This window comes from Desertihabitans brevis, from assembly GCF_003327535.1.
Taxonomy (GTDB): Bacteria; Actinomycetota; Actinomycetes; order Propionibacteriales; family Propionibacteriaceae; genus Desertihabitans; species Desertihabitans brevis.
In genome coordinates this window covers 367,095-382,462 of the sequence record NZ_QOUI01000001.1, presented here as the reverse complement: position 1 = coordinate 382,462, position 15,368 = coordinate 367,095, and the positions used below count along the sequence as shown (strand labels likewise).

16 protein-coding genes and 1 tRNA gene are annotated in these 15,368 nt (G+C 71.4%); 5 read left to right on the top strand and 12 right to left on the bottom strand.

The window, feature by feature from the left end; genetic code table 11:
• Window positions 1-35: 35 nt before the first annotated feature.
• Window positions 36-974, bottom strand: a complete 939-nt coding sequence (locus DT076_RS01715; protein ID WP_199538881.1) for an alpha/beta hydrolase family protein — start codon at window positions 972-974, stop codon at window positions 36-38.
• A gap of 137 nt (window positions 975-1,111) precedes the next feature.
• Between DT076_RS01715 and DT076_RS01710 the strand changes: the two genes are divergently transcribed.
• Window positions 1,112-1,945 (top strand): helix-turn-helix transcriptional regulator, encoded by an 834-nt coding sequence (locus DT076_RS01710; RefSeq protein ID WP_114124897.1) that lies wholly within the window; start codon window positions 1,112-1,114, stop codon window positions 1,943-1,945.
• Window positions 1,946-2,006: 61 nt separating this feature from the next.
• On the opposite strand, the gene DT076_RS01705 is transcribed toward DT076_RS01710, so the two are convergent.
• Window positions 2,007-2,588: a TetR/AcrR family transcriptional regulator gene (locus DT076_RS01705; RefSeq protein ID WP_114124896.1), complete on the bottom strand. Its 582-nt coding sequence runs from the start codon at window positions 2,586-2,588 to the stop codon at window positions 2,007-2,009.
• 96 nt (window positions 2,589-2,684) lie between these two features.
• On the opposite strand from DT076_RS01705, the gene DT076_RS01700 reads away from it, so the two are divergent.
• Window positions 2,685-3,647, top strand: coding sequence for a zinc-binding dehydrogenase (locus tag DT076_RS01700; protein WP_114124895.1), 963 nt, complete (start codon window positions 2,685-2,687; stop codon window positions 3,645-3,647).
• Between the two features lie 780 nt (window positions 3,648-4,427).
• On the opposite strand, the gene DT076_RS01685 is transcribed toward DT076_RS01700, so the two are convergent.
• Together DT076_RS01685 and DT076_RS01680 are read right to left on the bottom strand one after the other, a co-directional pair.
• Window positions 4,428-5,579: a PQQ-dependent sugar dehydrogenase gene (locus DT076_RS01685; RefSeq protein WP_199538880.1), complete on the bottom strand. Its 1,152-nt coding sequence runs from the start codon at window positions 5,577-5,579 to the stop codon at window positions 4,428-4,430.
• Window positions 5,576-6,109 carry an SDR family NAD(P)-dependent oxidoreductase gene (locus DT076_RS01680; RefSeq protein ID WP_199538879.1) on the bottom strand — a complete coding sequence of 178 codons (534 nt, stop codon included), beginning with the start codon at window positions 6,107-6,109 and terminating at the stop codon, window positions 5,576-5,578. Before DT076_RS01680 ends, DT076_RS01685 begins: the two co-directional genes overlap by 4 nt.
• Before the next feature lie 121 nt (window positions 6,110-6,230).
• On the opposite strand from DT076_RS01680, the gene DT076_RS01675 reads away from it, so the two are divergent.
• From DT076_RS01675 to DT076_RS01665, 3 genes are read left to right on the top strand one after another with little or no spacing between them, the layout of a single operon-like run.
• Window positions 6,231-6,797, top strand: a complete 567-nt coding sequence (locus DT076_RS01675) for a hypothetical protein (protein WP_114124892.1) — start codon at window positions 6,231-6,233, stop codon at window positions 6,795-6,797.
• Window positions 6,794-7,009 carry a helix-turn-helix transcriptional regulator gene (locus tag DT076_RS01670; protein ID WP_114124891.1) on the top strand — a complete coding sequence of 72 codons (216 nt, stop codon included), beginning with the start codon at window positions 6,794-6,796 and terminating at the stop codon, window positions 7,007-7,009. Before DT076_RS01675 ends, DT076_RS01670 begins: the two co-directional genes overlap by 4 nt.
• Entirely contained in the window at window positions 6,993-8,219 is a 1,227-nt protein-coding gene (locus tag DT076_RS01665) for a tyrosine-type recombinase/integrase (protein WP_114124890.1), read from the top strand. Before DT076_RS01670 ends, DT076_RS01665 begins: the two co-directional genes overlap by 17 nt.
• Window positions 8,220-8,428: 209 nt before the next feature.
• Here the strand turns inward: DT076_RS01665 and DT076_RS01660 are convergent.
• From DT076_RS01660 to dop, 8 genes are all read right to left on the bottom strand, one after another.
• A tRNA-Pro gene (locus DT076_RS01660) sits at window positions 8,429-8,502 on the bottom strand.
• Between the two features lie 196 nt (window positions 8,503-8,698).
• The gene (gene der, locus DT076_RS01655; protein ID WP_114124889.1) at window positions 8,699-10,084 is read right to left on the bottom strand and encodes a ribosome biogenesis GTPase Der; all 1,386 of its coding nucleotides are present in this window, start codon (window positions 10,082-10,084) and stop codon (window positions 8,699-8,701) included.
• Window positions 10,081-10,764: a (d)CMP kinase gene (gene cmk / locus DT076_RS01650; protein WP_233493562.1), complete on the bottom strand. Its 684-nt coding sequence runs from the start codon at window positions 10,762-10,764 to the stop codon at window positions 10,081-10,083. The genes der and cmk overlap by 4 nt, the downstream gene beginning before the upstream one ends.
• A gap of 67 nt (window positions 10,765-10,831) precedes the next feature.
• Window positions 10,832-11,938: a prephenate dehydrogenase gene (locus DT076_RS01645; RefSeq protein WP_199538878.1), complete on the bottom strand. Its 1,107-nt coding sequence runs from the start codon at window positions 11,936-11,938 to the stop codon at window positions 10,832-10,834.
• Window positions 11,935-12,654 carry a proteasome subunit alpha gene (prcA, locus tag DT076_RS01640; protein ID WP_114124888.1) on the bottom strand — a complete coding sequence of 240 codons (720 nt, stop codon included), beginning with the start codon at window positions 12,652-12,654 and terminating at the stop codon, window positions 11,935-11,937. Before prcA ends, DT076_RS01645 begins: the two co-directional genes overlap by 4 nt.
• A 37-nt stretch (window positions 12,655-12,691) precedes the next feature.
• Window positions 12,692-13,546, bottom strand: a complete 855-nt coding sequence (gene prcB, locus DT076_RS01635) for a proteasome subunit beta (protein WP_114124887.1) — start codon at window positions 13,544-13,546, stop codon at window positions 12,692-12,694.
• The gene (locus tag DT076_RS20190) at window positions 13,543-13,728 is read right to left on the bottom strand and encodes a ubiquitin-like protein Pup (protein ID WP_114124886.1); all 186 of its coding nucleotides are present in this window, start codon (window positions 13,726-13,728) and stop codon (window positions 13,543-13,545) included. Before DT076_RS20190 ends, prcB begins: the two co-directional genes overlap by 4 nt.
• Before the next feature lie 97 nt (window positions 13,729-13,825).
• Window positions 13,826-15,364, bottom strand: a complete 1,539-nt coding sequence (gene dop, locus DT076_RS01625) for a depupylase/deamidase Dop (RefSeq protein WP_114124885.1) — start codon at window positions 15,362-15,364, stop codon at window positions 13,826-13,828.
• Between the last annotated feature and the right edge of the window lie 4 nt (window positions 15,365-15,368).

The following is a 15,368-nucleotide window of genomic DNA, read 5'->3' as shown; positions in this document are numbered from 1 at the left end:
CAGCAGGAGCCGGGCGACGCGGCCGCTCCTGTCGGTCAGGCCATGTGGCGCGCCAGGAACGCGAGCTTGGGCTCGGGGTTGCGCTGGAAGTCCAGGTAGCCGTCCCAGCGGGCCGAGGTTCCGTCGATCCAGTGGAGTTCCTTGTCCGCGGATGGGATGTTGTCGTACATGGCCTGGACGTCCTCGGGGGAGGTCATCAGGTCATCCCGAACCTGGTAGAGGTAGGTCGGGATGGTGACGCTCTTCGCCCACGGGATGGGTGTCATCTGGTCGAAGCGGTAGCTGACCGCCAGCCGCATCTCGCGCTCGAGGTCGGCGATGCGCTCCGGGATCCCCAGCAGCTCCAGCGTGCGCGCCATCGTCGCCCCCACCGACAGCGGCTGCGGCGCGAGCATCGCGCGCACGTCGGCGAACTCCTCCGGGTGCTCCTGCATCGCGAACATGGTCGCGTTGGCGCCCTGGCAGCGGCTGAAGAGCCCGATGGTCATGCCCGCGGTGCGCCTGTCGGTGCGGGCGAAGCGGAGCGAGCCGATGACGTCGCGTGCCTCGAACCGCCCTCCGCTGCCGCGGCCCCCGTTCGCGCTGCCGCTCTGTCCCAGGTTGCGCATGTCGTAGGTGAGGACGTTGTACCCGGCGTCGTGGAGGATCCGGTAGTCGGGCAGGAAGTTCACCTCGAAGTCGTTGCCTCCGGCGGCGCCGAGGGACCGCCACGGTTCGAGGTGCGCGGGAAGGCCGTAGCGGTTGAACCACAGCGGGTGGTTGGCGATGATCAGCTTGTCGGAGCCCTCGCGGGGGATCCACCACGCCTCCAAGGGCGTGCCGTCCGTCGCCGGGAAGCTGATCTCCTCATACGTCATCCCGTGCTCGCCGGGGTCGTCGAGCAGCGGGGCGCGCAACAGGTTGCCGTACCCCTCCGCGATCGCCTTGATCACCGCGGTGGACTGCTCCTCGGTCATGGTCGTCTGGTCTGTCATCGTGTCTCTCCTTCGTGGGCGAGCGTTCTCGCCGCGATTGAGATCCTGAGCGCAAGAGGGTGCATCTCCCAGGTCTCCCTTGACGGAGGGACTGCGGATACCACCATCGATCGCCCGTCGTGGGAGAGAATCGTCCGATGTCGGAGTTCGCAACTGTCCTGCGTGCGTGGCGCGATCGCGTCTCGCCGGCCAGCGTCGGCCTGCCCGCGGGCGCGGGCCGGCGGGCGCCGGGCCTGCGCCGCGAGGAGCTCGCCGCCCTGGCCGGGGTGAGCGTGGACTACATCGTGCGCCTCGAACAGGGTCGGGCGGCCAATCCCTCCCCTCAGCTGCTGGGCGCGCTTGCCGTGGCGTTGCGTCTGGATGAGGCAGAGCGCGACCACCTGTTCCGCGTCGCGGGGGCGGCGCCGCCCCGAAGAGGCGCTGTGCCGCGGCACATCACCCCCGGCGTGCAGCGCGTCATCGACCGGCTCGGAGACGTGCCACTGGCGGTGTTCACCGCGACGCACGAGATCGTGCGATGGAACCGGCTGTGGGCGGCTCTGCTGGGCGACCCGTCCGAGTATGTCGGCCTCGATCGCAACTTCGTCTGGCGTCACTTCGTGTACGGAGCGCCCGATGTCGAGTACGACGACGAACACGCCGAGGAGTTCGCCGCCGACCTCGTCGCCGATCTCCGCGCGGCGCTCGGGCGATATCCGCACGACGCGGCCTTGACGCAGCTGATCTCCCGGCTGCGCGCCGAATCCCCCGAGTTCGAGAGCCGTTGGGCGACAGCGCGGATCGCGGAGCACCGCGCCAGCAAGAAGGTCATCCGCACCGTGGTCGGTCCCATCGCCGTCGACTGCGACGTGCTGGCGGTGCCCGGGAGCGACCTGCGTCTGGTCGTCTACACCACCGCTCCCGGGACCGAAGACGCCGACAGGCTCGACCTGCTTCGCGTCACCGGGCTGGAGAGCTTCACCGCCTCCTGAACACGCCGCATCGCTCGACCGACTGTGCCCCCGGCCGCCCGTGGGAAGCAGGGGCACGCGATCAGCGGCTCTCCGGTTCCTCGAAGGCCCGGATGGCGAGGGCGGCGAAGCGGCGCGAGGCGTTCACGCGCACCGACATGGCCGTGGCGTGGATCCCGTTGTTGGCGGCGAGGACGAGCACGATGTCGTCGACCGTGACGTCGGGGCGCAGGCGGCCGGTGTCGCCGGCACGCCGGACGAGATCGCCCAGCAGCCGCATCGCCCGCGTGCGGTCGGCGGCGAGATCGACCGCCCGCGGGAACGTCGAGGAGAACGCCGCGGTGAGGCCACGGTTGCGAGCGTGGAGCTCGCAGAGCCTCTCGACCACCGAGCAGAACCCGTGCCACGCGTCCGGATCGGCCAGCCCCTCCTCGATGATCGCGTGGCACGCCCTCATCTCATCGCCGAAAACCTCCGCAGCCAGTTCCTCCTTGGTGGCGAAGCGCCGGTAGAGCGTGGCGGGGCCGACGCCCGCGCGCCTGGCGATCTCGCGCATCGGCACATCGAAACCCCTGGCGGCGAACAGCTCCCTGGCGGCGTCGAGAACGTGCTCCCGATTGTCGCGCGCATCGGATCGCAGCATCTGACTCATCCGCTCGGCCATGCTCTCACTCTATCTAAGCGGACGGCAGCGTCCGTTAACGTCGCGAAGGCGGCCGCGCTCAGAGGCCGCTCGCGGAGGTCAGAAGGAGGAACACCGGTGAAAGCCATCGTGATCGAAGAGTTCGGGGCGCCCGAGGGGCTCGCCCTCGTCGACATACCGGAACCGTCCCCGTCCCGGGGCGAGGTCGTGATCGCCCCCGCGGCGATCGGCGTCGGCGGGGTCGATGTGATGATCCGACGCGGCATGCTCGGCGCCGGGGCCTTTCCACAGGGCCATATCCCGGGCAGCGAGGTCGCGGGTACCGTCGCCTCGGTCGGCGACGGCGTGGATCCGTCTCTGAAGGGCCGACGCGTCTGGGCGTTCACCGGCACCGGAGGCGCGTACGCCGAGCGGGCGATCGCGTCCGTCGACGACGTCACCCCGCTCCCCGACGGTCTCCCGCCAGCGGCCGCCGTCACGCTGGGCGGCTCGGGACTCGTCGCGCACTTCGGCCTCGCCCACGCCCGCCTCGTCGCCCAGGAGAGCGTCCTCGTGCGCGGCGCCGCCGGCAGCATCGGCATCGCGGCGGTGCAGTTCGCCGCACGCACAGGCGCACGCGCCGTCGCCGTCACCACCTCCTCGCCGCAGCGCGGCCGCCGCCTGCGGGCGCTCGGCGCGACGCACGTCCTGGACCGGGCCGGGGACGGAGGACCGGACTCCCCGGATGGCTACGACGTCATCATCGACGTTGTCGCCGGGGAGCATCTGCCGGACTTCATCGACCGGCTCAATCCCGGCGGACGGTACGTGGCTGTGGGCGCGGTCGCCGGCATGCCCCCGGCGACCTTCGGCTCGAAGCTCACGGACGCCTTCCAGAAGTCGATGTCGTTCGCGACGTTCAGCACCGCCGTGATCCCGCACGATGCCCGCCAGGCGGTGCGGGCGGAACAGTTCGACGCGGTCCGAGACGGCCGTCTCGAAGCCGTCGTCCACGAGGCGCTGCCCCTCGGCGACGCCGTGCTCGCACACCGGAAGATGGACGCCGGAGAGGTCTTCGGCCGGATTGTCCTCGAGCCATAGACGAGCCGTCGCGCGTGTCGCACTCAGGACTGGGCGCGCTGGTCGTAGGCACGCTGGCTCGCCTGGATCTCAGAGGCGTTGGCAACCGTCCAGTCGTACAGGCGCCCGAACGGTTCCCGTAGGGACTCGCCCAGTGGGGTCAACGAGTACTCGACACCGACCTGTGGGTTCCGCGTGACGATGGCATTTTCCGGGATGAAATGGCACCGAGATGGCACATGTGCCATTTGGTGCGGAAACCGTCGCACGTTCCGGCTGGGGGAGATCGCGTCATGGGGAGTGTGGCGCGCGGGAGTGCTGCAGTGACCGTTCACGTGCCGAGAGCCAGGGCCCAGCGTGGTGACGCGCTCGCCCGATCGCTAGCAGAGCGTCATAGCGGCACGGCCGCTCAGCTGGTGACGTTCTCCAACGACCTCGGTGATGCGCTGCGGAACGCCGTCTCAACGGTGTGCAGTGGACACTGGCGCAGATCCTGCCGCTGTCGTTGTCCGCCATCCCCGACCGGGACGCCGTCGGCGTCGTCGATGAGGTCGGCGCAGGTGTGAGCGATGTGCGACTGGGCGACGTCGTCTTCGGCCTCGGCGGGGTGAGCGTCACCACAGCAGAATTCGCGGTGTTGACTGCGTGGAGCACCGTCCCCGAGCAGTGGTCCACGGTGCAGCCGAGGCTGCGGGGCTCGCCTCAGCCACCGACTCGTCGGCATCAGATACTCGACCGTTGCCAAGCAGCCGTTTGCCAAGACGTTGCGAAGAGCAAGCGTCTACACCGCGAGCGGCTCCCTCAGGGGCGATTGACTTCGATCCTCAGGATGCGGTCGTCGCCCGGCCGCGGATCGGTGCCGCCCCACGTGGCGAGGTCGGTGTTGGACGTGATGACCCAGAGAGAGCCGTCGGGCGCGACCTCGACGGTCCGGATCCGACCGTACTCGCCGACGTGATGCGCGATGGGCTCTTCCGTGGCCGCACCGCCATCGACCGGAAGCTGCCACAGTCGCTGACCCCCGAGTGCCCCGATCCAGAGAGATCCCTCCGCGTACGCGACCCCGGAGGGGCTCGCTTCATCGGGGTGGAGGGTGACCAAGGGGCGTTCGCCCGCGTCACCGGCCACGCCTTCACTTGCGGGCCATCCGTAGTCGGCTCCGGGCCGTAGGACGTTGATCTCGTCCCAGGTGCGGTGGCCGAGCTCCGTGGCATACGCGGTGCCGTCCGGGCCGAAGGCGATGCCCTGGACGTTCCGGTGCCCGCTGGAGTAGATCACGGAGCCCGTCGGATTGTCATCGGGAACGGAGCCGTCGACCGCGATGCGGAGGATCTTTCCGTTGAGCGAGTCGGCGGTCGCGGCGTTCTCCGGCTGGAAAGCGTCACCGGTTCCGACCCACAGGTGTCCATCCGGGCCGATGACGATGCGGCCGCCGTGGTGCCGGTCGGCCGTCTCGATGCCGTCCAGCAGCACCCGTTCGACGGCGAGCGATTCGAAGTCGTCGGCGGCCGTGATCGCGACCACGCGGTTCTCGTCGACGCCGGACAGGTAGGCGTAGACGGTGCGGTCCAGGTCGAAATCGGGGGAGGCGACGATGCCGAGCAGCCCTCCTTCGGACGAGACGTCGACGTCCGGCACGACGCCCACGGGCTGCGCGTCCCCGCCCTGCGCGGGAACGCGCAAGATCTCGCCCGTCAGACGTTCGGAGACGAGCGCCGAACCGTCGGGCAGGAAGGTCAGACCCCAGGGCGATTCGAGGCCCGTGGTCAGCTCCGAGGGCTCGGCGAGCGTGGCGATCGTCGCGCCTTCCCCGGGTGGTGTCTCCGGATCGGACGGCGTGGCGCGGCGCTCAGGCTCCTCGGTGGCGGAGGTGCATCCGCTCATGAGGATGCCGAGCGCGAATGCGGCCGCGACGGCGCGGAGCGCTGGCCGTCGGGCGACCGTGCGGTTCACGGCTTCAGCTCCAGGGTCTCCGCGAATCCGAGCCGGCGCACGAATGCCTCCCGTGTGAGGTCGGCGAACGCGACGACGTGGTCCACGCCGGCATGGGACGCGTCAACCACGCTGCGGAACGGCTTCTCACCGCGAGGCAGAGACAGGACGCGGGAAATCTCTGCGGCAACCTCCTGCGGGTCCGCGGTGGCGCCTGGCTTGAAGAGTCCGTCATGCGCCGCGTGCGTCCGTGCCACCAGCGGGTCGAGCAGCGCATACTCCGCTGACACCGCTGTGTCGCTGGCCGGGGACGCACCGCCGAAGTGGTTGGTGCCCTGGGGAATGGCCCCGGGCATGACGATCGTCGTCTCGATCCCGAACTGAGAGACCTCATACGAGGTCATGACAGCCAAGGAGTCGAAAGCGGCCTTCGATGCAACGTAGGGCCCCAGGAAGGGCGGCGTGGTGACGGGGATGGTGCTGCCCACCCACACGAGCACGCCCGAGCGCTGCGTGCGGAGGAATGGGAGTGCCGCCCGCGGGCTGAGCACGACCTTCGTACCGAGACCTCCACCGCGGCCAGATCCCGGAGGCACGAGGTGCCATGGGAGTTCAGAGCTCAGCCGTCGTCAGCGCATCCGGCGCCGTCTCTGGCGATGTGAGGTGGACACGATGACCGACGATAACCTCGCGCCGGAGCCAGGCGTCACGGAGGACCCCGCCGAAGAGCTCGACGGTCCGCTGATCCCCGAGCCGCCGCACCCGGTCAACTGGAACCTGCTCACCGCGGACGAGGCGGAGGCGGAATGGCTCGAACTCAACCGCTGGGTCGACTGGCTGCGCCGCACCTACGGGCTCCCGGCCTACGTGATCCCGCCGTTCTGGCACCGCCATCCGGAGCTGCTCTGGGAGCTGAGCGCGCTGCATCTGCACTGGCTGTCCGCCTACGACCCCGAGCAGAACGGCTCCGCGCCGCTGGGCTGGCATCGGGATTTCGCCGACGCCCGCCAGCGGCTGCGCGACTGGGTCGCGGCGTGCGGCACCCGCTTGGACCGCGATCGCCCCACGCGGCAGACCGCATGGCCCGGCGAAGAGCCGGCCGGACAGGTCGAGGATGTCGTCATCGCCCACCGCGATCAGGACTTCGTGCAGTTCGTCCTCGACGACGTCGCCGCCCGCCGCCAGGCAGAGGACGACTTCTACGCGAACCTCCACCCTGGCACCGGAGAGCTGCCATGAGCGACCCCGGCGGCACGATCACGGTGTCACCGCTGATGGACAGCCGGGAGATCGCCGCCTACCTCAAGGTGTCGGAGTCGACGCTGTCCCGGTGGCGGTCCGCCGGCCAGGGGCCGCCGTTCCTGCGGCTGGGCGGCATCGCCCGCTACCGGGTCGAGACGGTCGACGCCTGGCTGGCCGGCTTGGAGCACGGCCATGCCCAGGAAGGCTGAGCCGCTCCCGCAGGCGCAGCCCAAGCCCATCCCGCCAGTCGGGGTGAAGATCTCCACCGACCTCGAACGCCGCTCCTACGGCATCCGGGCTCGCGCCCGCTGGACCGACCCGATCAGCAAGCGCCGGATGATCCGCTCGGAGATCGTCGCTGACGAGGCTGCCGCGCACTCGTTCTTCGAGTCGCTGCGCCAGTCGTCGGCGAAGGGCATGGACGTGTCCATGACGCTCACCGAGTTCGTCACCGCTATCGGCGACCGCTGGGCGCGGGGGCTGGACCCGACCTCCACCGCGGAGACCTACGGGTACGGGCTCAAGCTCCGCGTGCTGCCCGCGCTCGGGCACCTGCCGGTCACGCAGATCACCGCCGGGGTCATCGACCGCACGATCGACGCCTGGGAGAAGCGGCACGGGGCCTCGACGATCAAGAACTCCATCGCCCCGCTCGTGCGCGTCCTCGACGAGGCAGTCCGCGACGGGCTCATCCCCATCAACCCCGCGAAGAACCGCGCCAAGCGCAGCCTGAACCGCAACGCCTTCCGAACCCAGCCCGCTGAGCAAGCCTCGCCCCGCGCGCACGCCATCCCCGACATGGGCACCCTGACCAAGCTCGCGGACGCCTGCGGACGGCTCGACCAGTCCTACTCGGACTTCGTGATGCTCGCCGCGCTCCTTGCCGCCCGATCCTCGGAGGTCTCCGGGCTCCAGGCCGGCGACGTCCGCTTCGACAAGAACCTCGTCGTCATCGCCCGCCAGACCTATCCCGGCAAGGGCGGCCTCGTCACGAAGCAGACCAAGGGCCGCAAGGAGCGGCGCGTCCCGATCCTCGACCCGCTGCGGCCGATCCTCGAACGGCTCACCGAGGGCAAGGAGCCGGAGGAGCGTCTGCTCGTCGGCCCGAAAGGCGGCGCGCTCACCACAGCCACCGTGCGAGACGCCACGAACTGGGACCAGATCGTCAAGGATCTCGGGCTGCCCGATCTCACCCGCCACGGGCTCCGGCACACCGGCGCGACCTGGATGGCCGACGCAGGCATCCCGCTCCATGTCCTGCAGGACATCCTCGGCCACGCCTCCGTCGAGACCACGCGCGGATACCTGCACCCCGATGACCGGCACCTGGCCTCCGCCGCGGAGCAGGCCAACGCCTTCCTCGCCCGATCCGACAAGGCCAGCAGGCCGACCCGGCGCGACGCATCGAGGTCCCTGTGACCGGGAGCCCGGAGTCAGGATCGGGCGCTCTGGTCCCCTTTTGGTCCCCTTGTCCACAGGCGACGAGCTCCAGAGAGCCAGATGCGCCCTCCGGCACCTCGGAGCCAGCATCAGCACCTCGGCGAGGGGACCAGAGGGGGACCGACGAAAACCCGTCGCCAGACATGACGAAGCCCTGATGAAAATGACTTCTCATCAGGGCTTTTCCGTCGGGATGACAGGATTTGAACCTGCGACCCCCTGACCCCCAGTCAGGTGCGCTACCAAGCTGCGCCACATCCCGTGATGTGAATATTTAGTTGTTGGAGCGGCTTAGCCCCCTTGACCCCCAGTCAAGTGCGCTACCAAGCTGCGCCACAGCCCGCTCACCCGCGCCGGTCGCCCGGCGGAGCGTCGTGAACACTACCGCAGAGCGGCCGGTGGCCACCAATCCGTACCGCACCTGGAAGCCCTCCGGCAGACTCCGGGCGCTGAGCGGCTCAGGTGCGGTTCTTGCGCTTCTCCCGGGCCCTGACCTCCAGGTGCACCGGGGTGCCCTGGAAGTCGAAGTCCTCGCGCAGCCGGCGCTCGACGAAGCGGACGTACTGCGGGTCGAGGGTGCCGGAGGTGAAGAGCACGAAGGTGGGCGGGCCGGCCTGGGCCTGGGTGCCGAAGAGGATCCGCGGCTGCTTGCCGCCCCGCACCGGGTGCGGGTGCGCCGCGACGACCCGTCCCAGGAAGGAGTTGAGCTTGCCGGTCGACACCCGGGTCTCCCAGGCGGCCAGCGCTCCCTCGATGGCGGTGCCGACCCGGTCGACGTGGCGGCCGGTGAGTGCCGACATGTTGACGTGGCCGGCCCAGGTGAACTGCACCATGTCGCGCTCGATCTCGCGGTCGAGGTAGCGGCGGCGCTCCTCGTCGGTGAGGTCCCACTTGTTGAAGGCGACCACGAGCGCCCGGCCGGCCTCCTCCACCATGCTGAGGATCCGCAGGTCCTGCTCGGTGATGGGCTCGGAGGCATCGATCACCACGATGCACACCTCGGCCCGCTCGATCGCGCCCTGGGTGCGCAGGCTGGCGTAGTACTCGTGGCCCGAGGCCTCCTTGACCCGCCGCCGGATGCCGGCGGTGTCGATCAGCTGGTAGGTCACCCCGCCGATGTCGACCAGCTCGTCCACCGGGTCGACCGTGGTGCCCGAGGCGTTGTCCACCACCGCGCGCTTCTGCCCCGCGAGCTTGTTGAGCAGGCTGGACTTGCCGACGTTCGGCTTGCCGACGATGGCCACCCGGCGCGGACCGCGGGGGGCGTCGAAGACCTCGGTGGGTGCCTCCGGCAGCGCGGCCAGGACGGCGTCCAGCAGGTCGCCCGAGCCGCGTCCGTGCAGTGCGGAGACCGGGAACGGCTCCCCCAGCCCCAGGTTCCACATCGCGGCCGCCTCGGCCTCGGTGCGCTGGTCGTCGACCTTGTTGGCCGCCAGCACCACCGGCTTGTTGCTGCGCCGCAGCACCCGCACCACGGCCTCGTCCACGTCCTGGATGCCGACGGTGGCGTCGACCACCAGCAGCACCGCGTCGGCCGCGGCGATGGCGAGCTCGGCCTGCTCGGCGATCTGGGCGGCCATGCCCTGCGCGTCGGGGGCCCAGCCGCCGGTGTCGACCACCACGAGCTCCCGGCCGTTCCAGCGCGCGTCGTAGGACACCCGGTCACGGGTGACGCCCGGGACGTCCTGGACGACGGCGGCGCGGCGACCGATGATCCGGTTCACCAGGGTCGACTTGCCGACGTTGGGACGTCCGACCACGGCGACCACCGGCTTCACCACGGCGCCGGCGTCGACCGCGTCGGTGCCCACCTCGTCGGTGCCGGGCTCCTCGCTGCTGCTCATGCGTGCACCTTCCCCGCGAGCGCCACCACGGCGTCCACGACCTGCTCCAGGGTCAGCTCGGTGGAGTCGACCACCACCACTCCGTCGGCGGCCTCGGTGAAGGCGGCCACGGTCGAGTCGTCCCGGTCACGGCGGATCACCTGGTCGCTCACCGCGGCCACGTCGACCACCTCCCCCAGCTCGGCGTGCCGGCGGGCCACCCGGGCGTCGGGGTCGGCCACCAGGAGCACCCGGACGTCGGCCTCCGGCGTCACCACCGTGGTGGTGTCGCGCCCCTCGAGCACGATCCCCCGGCCGCCGGCCAGGGTGTCGGCGACGATCTCACGCTGGCGGCGGACCAGCTCCCCCCGCACCTCCGGCACCACCGCCACCTTGCTGACCTCGGCCGAGATCTGCGGGAGCCGGATCGCCTCGGTGACGTCGGTGCCGTTCATCCGCACCCGGGCGTCGTCAGGATCGGTGCCCACCTGCAGGTCGGCCGCCCGCGCCAGGGCGACCAGGTCGGCGGCATCGCTGACGCCGTCCTCGGCGGCCTGCCAGGCGCACGCCCGGTACATCGACCCGGTGTCGAGGAACGCCAGCCCGAGGCGGCGGGCCACGCCCTTGGCGGTGCTCGACTTGCCGGACCCGCTCGGCCCGTCGATGGCGATCACCAGGGTGCTGGGCTGCTGCTCACTCACAGCGGAGCAGCCTATCCGCTGCCACCCACACACCGGCCCGGTCGCGGGCGCCGACCGCCGCCGCGGCTCAGTCCGCGGTCTCGACCGTCCAGCCCGCCTCCGTGAGCAGCGCGACCACGGTGGGACGCACCTCGGCCTCGACGTCGAGGGACAGGTAGCCCACCCGTCGGGTCGGGTCGTGCTCGATGGTGATGTCCTCGACGTTGAGCCCGGCGTCGCCGATGTCGGTGAACAACCGGCCCAGCGCGTTCGGTGCGTCGGGGATCTCGACCACCAGCCGGGCCCACTCCACGTGCGCACCGCCGTGCTTGCCCGGGATCCGGCGCGTGCCGGCGCGGCCCTCCTCCAGCCACGCCGCCAGCGACCCGGCCTCACCGTCACCGGCCTCGTCCAGGGCGGTGCGCAACCGGTCGAAGCGGTGCTGCAGCGCGGCCAGCTCACCGGCCAGCACGTCGGCGTTCATGGTGATGATCTGCTCCCACAACCGCGGGTCGCCGCCGGCGATGCGGGTGACGTCGCGCACCCCCTGCCCGGCCAGCGCCAGCTGCTCCAGCGGCACCTCGGTCAGGCTGCCGGCCACCAGCCCGGCCACCAGGTGCGGGAGGTGGGAGACCCGCGCCACCGCGGCGTCGTGCTCGTGGGGATCCATCCGCACCAGCCGGGCCCGGCAGGCCCGCACCAGCGCCTCCACCGCGCGCACCGTCTCGGGGGCCGCGTCGGGGTGCTCGCACAGCACCCAGGTGCGGTCGAGGAAGAGGAACGGGTCGGCGGCCACCGGTCCGGCGCGGTGCGAGCCCGCCATCGGGTGCGAGCCGACGTAGCGGGCGAGGTCGACGCCGGCGGCCTGCAGCTCCTGCAGCGGTCGCGACTTCACCGAGCCGACGTCGGTCACCCGGGCCGTCGGGAAGCGCCGCAGGGCCGCGGCCACCACCCCCGCCAGCGGTCGGGGCGGGACGGCCACCACCACGAGTCCGACCGTGGCCGGGTCGACCGGCTCCGCGCTGCCGGCCCCCAGCGAGGCCGCCACCCGGGCGTGGGCGGGTGCGGCGTCCTCGAGGTGGACGGTGAACCCGGCCTCGGTCAGCGCGCACCCCACCGAGGCGCCGACCATGCCCGCGCCGATCACGAGCACCGGCTCGGGGACGGCCGCGCTGCGCGCCAGCGCCCGGCTCACCCCGCGGTCGGGGCGTCGTCGAGCAGCTGCTGCAGCGCCGCCCCGGTGATCCGGCGGAACTTGCGGGACTGGCTGCGCGAGCGGTCGAGCACGGCCACCTCCAGCGAGTCCGGCCCGAGCTCGCGGACCGGCTTGTCCGGCCCGGCGTCCGAACCGAGCGAGCGCACCGCCAGCCGGACCGCCTCGGCCAGCGGGAGGTCGTCACGGTAGCCGGCGTCGAGGACCTCGGTGATCACCTCGGCCGACCCGCCCATCACGGCCAGGTGCTCCTCGTCGGCGACCGAGCCGTCGTAGGTGAGCCGGTAGATCTGGTCGGTGCCGGGGGCGGGACCGAGCTCGGCCACCACCAGCTCCACCTCGTACGGCTTCTCCCCGCCGCTGGAGAAGATGGTGCCGAGCAGCTGGGCGTAGGCGTTGGCCAGCCCGCGCCCGGTGACGTCGGAGCGGTCGTAGGCGTAGCCGCGCATGTCGGCGTGCCGGATGCCGGCGATCCGCAGGTTCTCGAACTCGTTGTAGCGCCCGACCGCGGCGAAGCCGATCCGGTCGTGGATCTCACTCACCTTGTGCAGGGCCTGCGAGCGGTTCTCAGCGACGAAGAGGATGCCCTCGGCGTAGCGCAGCACCGCCACCGAGCGGCCCCGGGCGATGCCCTTGCGGGCGAAGTCGGCCCGGTCCTTCATCTGCTGCTCGGGCGCGACGTAGAACGGAGAGCTCATGTCCACCTCCGGGGAACGGGTCCGGCGCTGCTTCTCATCAGATCACCCCTGCTGCCGGGCCGTCCGGACGTTCCATCCGGGCGGCGACCACCTCACCGGCGATCTCGCTGGTCTCGGCGTCGCTGAGCCGGCTCACCCCGTCGGGGGTCGCCTGCATGACGACCGGGAAGATCCGCCGGGCCAGGTCGGGCCCGCCGGTGGCCGAGTCGTCGTCGGCGGCGTCGTAGAGGGCCTGGATCACCGCCATCGCGCAGGCGCGGGCGTCCAGCTGCTGGGAGTACACCTTCTTCAGCGAGCCGCGGGCGAACACCGAGCCCGAGCCGACGGCGTGGAAGGCGGTCTCCTCGTAGCGTCCGCCGGTGGCGTCGTAGGAGAAGATCCGGCCCTGCTCCGCGGCGGTGTCCCAGCCGGCGAACAGCGGCAGCACCGCCAGGCCCTGCATGGCCAGGCCCAGGTTCTGCCGGATCATCGCGGCCAGCCGGTTCGCCTTGCCGTCCAGGCTGAGCGGTGCGCCCTCGAGCTTCTCGTAGTGCTCCAGCTCGGTCTGGAACAGCCGCACCATCTCGACCGCGATGCCGGCCGCCCCGGCGATCCCCACCAGGGAGAACTCGTCGGAGGCGAAGACCTTCTGGATGTCGCGCTGGGCGATGAGGTTGCCCATCGTGGCCCGCCGGTCACCGGCCATCATCACCCCGCCGGGGAAGGTGCAGGCGACGATGGTGGTGCCGTGCGGGCTGAGCTCGGTGGCGTCGCTCAGGGTGGCGCGGCTGCTCGGCAGCAGGTCGGGGGCGACCTGGGTGAGGAACTCGGCGAAGGAGGAGGAGCCGGCGCGCAGGAAGGCGGGCGGCAGCCCGGCCCCGAACGCGTTCGACCCGTGCGTCTGCGCGGTCACTGGCCACCCTTCTGGACGAACGAGCGGACGAACTCCTCGGCGTTGGACTCCAGCACCGAGTCGATCTCGTCCAGCAGCTCGTCGAAGTCGTCCGACGCGGTCTGGGACTTCTCTGCGGGTGCGTCCGGCGGCGGGACGTCCTCGCCCTCGTCGCGGCGGCGACCGTGGGTCTGCTCCGACATCGTGACCTCCTCTGACGTGTCGCGGTCAGCCTAGTGCTGCCGACCGACAGCCCGGTGCTCTGCCCGCGGGCCCCGCGCCGCCGGGAGCCGGGACCGCTCAGGAGCCGAGCAGGTCGAGCAGCTCGCCGGCGTCGCCGGCCCGGTCGAGCAGCTCGCCGACCGAGGCGCGGGTGCCGCGCAGCGGGTCGGCCATCGGCAGCCGGACCCAGGAGCGGTGCCGGTCGAGCTGGAAGATCACCGAGTCCCAGGAGGCGGCCACCACCTGGTCGGCGAAGCGGCTCATGCAGCGTCCCCGGAAGTAGGCCCGGGTGTCGGTGGGCGGCTCGGTGCGGGCGCGCTCCACCTCCGCGTCGTCGAGCAGCGTGCGGACCCGTCCGGCCCGCCGCAACGCGTGGTAGAGGCTGCGCTCGGGGTCGATGTCGGCGTACTGCAGGTCGAGCAGGGCGAGCTTGGGGGCGTCCCAGCCGAGGCCGTCGCGCTCGCGGTAGCGCTCGACCAGCTGCTGCTTGGCCACCCAGTCCAGCCGGTCGGCGCAGCGGGCGGGGTCGACGGCGAGGTCGTCCAGCACCTGCTGCCAGGCCGCCACCACCTCCTCGTCCTCGGCCCCCGCGCCGTGGCGGGCCAGGTGCTCGCGGACCGCCGAGAGCACCACGTGCTGCAGGTCGAGCGCGGTCAGCTCCCGGCCGTCCTCCAGGGCCACCGTGGCCCGCAGGGACGGGTCGTGGCTGAGCACGTGCATGGCGCGGACCGGGTCGACCAGCGCGGGCACGTCACGCCAGCCCCCGGACTCCACCAGCCGCAGCACCAGCGAGGCGGTGCCCACCTTCAGCCAGGTGGCGTACTCGGACTGGTTGGCGTCACCGGTGATGACGTGCAGGCGGCGGTGCCGGGCGGCGTCGGCGTGCGGTTCGTCGCGGGTGTTGACGATCGGGCGGTTCACCGTCGTCTCCAGCCCCACCTCGGCCTCGAAGAAGTCCGCGCGCTGGGTGATCTGGAAGCCGGGTTGCTCACTGCTCTGGCCGCGTCCGACCCGGCCCGCGCCGACCAGTACCCCGCGCGAGACGAGGAACGGGGTGAGCTGGACGACCACCCGGTGGAACGGGGTGCTGCGGCTGAGCAGGTAGTTCTCGTGGGTGCCGTAGGAGGCGCCCTTGCCGTCGGTGTTGTTCTTGTACAGCCGCACCTGGCGGCCGAGCAGCCTCGACGCGGCGCGGGCGCCCTGCAGCATCACCAGGTCCCCGGCGCGGTCCCACAGCACGGCGTCGCGCGCCCCGGTGACCTCCGGGGTGGCGTACTCGGGGTGGGCGTGGTCGACGTAGAGGCGGGCGCCGTTGGTCAGCACGAGGTTCGCCAGACCGTTCTCGACGTCGGTCAGCTGGTCGGCCAGCGCCTTGCCCCGCGGCACCTCGAACCCGCGCTGGTCGTTGAGCGGCGACTCGGTCTGGTAGTCCCAGCCGGTGCTGTGCTGGCGGACCAGCTCGCCGTAGGTGCGGATCACCGCGTTCGACAGGTGCATCGGGTGCAGGGCGTCCAGGCCGTCCTGCACCGGGGAGGCGCCGGCCTGGTCGGCCAGCAGGATGCCGTACTCGGTCTCCAGACCGAGCACGGTCGGGGTCACCTGCTCGGGTTCCGGCATGCGG

What these genes read in the sequence shown, in the direction of transcription:
- DT076_RS01715 (WP_199538881.1), bottom strand. Translation starts at nt 974, where the DNA reads ATGACAGACCAGACGACCATGACCGAGGAGCAGTCCACCGCGGTGATC.
- DT076_RS01710 (WP_114124897.1), top strand. Translation starts at nt 1,112, where the DNA reads ATGTCGGAGTTCGCAACTGTCCTGCGTGCGTGGCGCGATCGCGTCTCG.
- DT076_RS01705 (WP_114124896.1), bottom strand. Translation starts at nt 2,588, where the DNA reads ATGGCCGAGCGGATGAGTCAGATGCTGCGATCCGATGCGCGCGACAAT.
- DT076_RS01675 (WP_114124892.1), top strand. Translation starts at nt 6,231, where the DNA reads ATGACCGACGATAACCTCGCGCCGGAGCCAGGCGTCACGGAGGACCCC.
- DT076_RS01670 (WP_114124891.1), top strand. Translation starts at nt 6,794, where the DNA reads ATGAGCGACCCCGGCGGCACGATCACGGTGTCACCGCTGATGGACAGC.
- DT076_RS01665 (WP_114124890.1), top strand. Translation starts at nt 6,993, where the DNA reads ATGCCCAGGAAGGCTGAGCCGCTCCCGCAGGCGCAGCCCAAGCCCATC.
- der (WP_114124889.1), bottom strand. Translation starts at nt 10,084, where the DNA reads ATGAGCAGCAGCGAGGAGCCCGGCACCGACGAGGTGGGCACCGACGCG.
- prcA (WP_114124888.1), bottom strand. Translation starts at nt 12,654, where the DNA reads ATGAGCTCTCCGTTCTACGTCGCGCCCGAGCAGCAGATGAAGGACCGG.
- DT076_RS20190 (WP_114124886.1), bottom strand. Translation starts at nt 13,728, where the DNA reads ATGTCGGAGCAGACCCACGGTCGCCGCCGCGACGAGGGCGAGGACGTC.
- dop (WP_114124885.1), bottom strand. Translation starts at nt 15,364, where the DNA reads ATGCCGGAACCCGAGCAGGTGACCCCGACCGTGCTCGGTCTGGAGACC.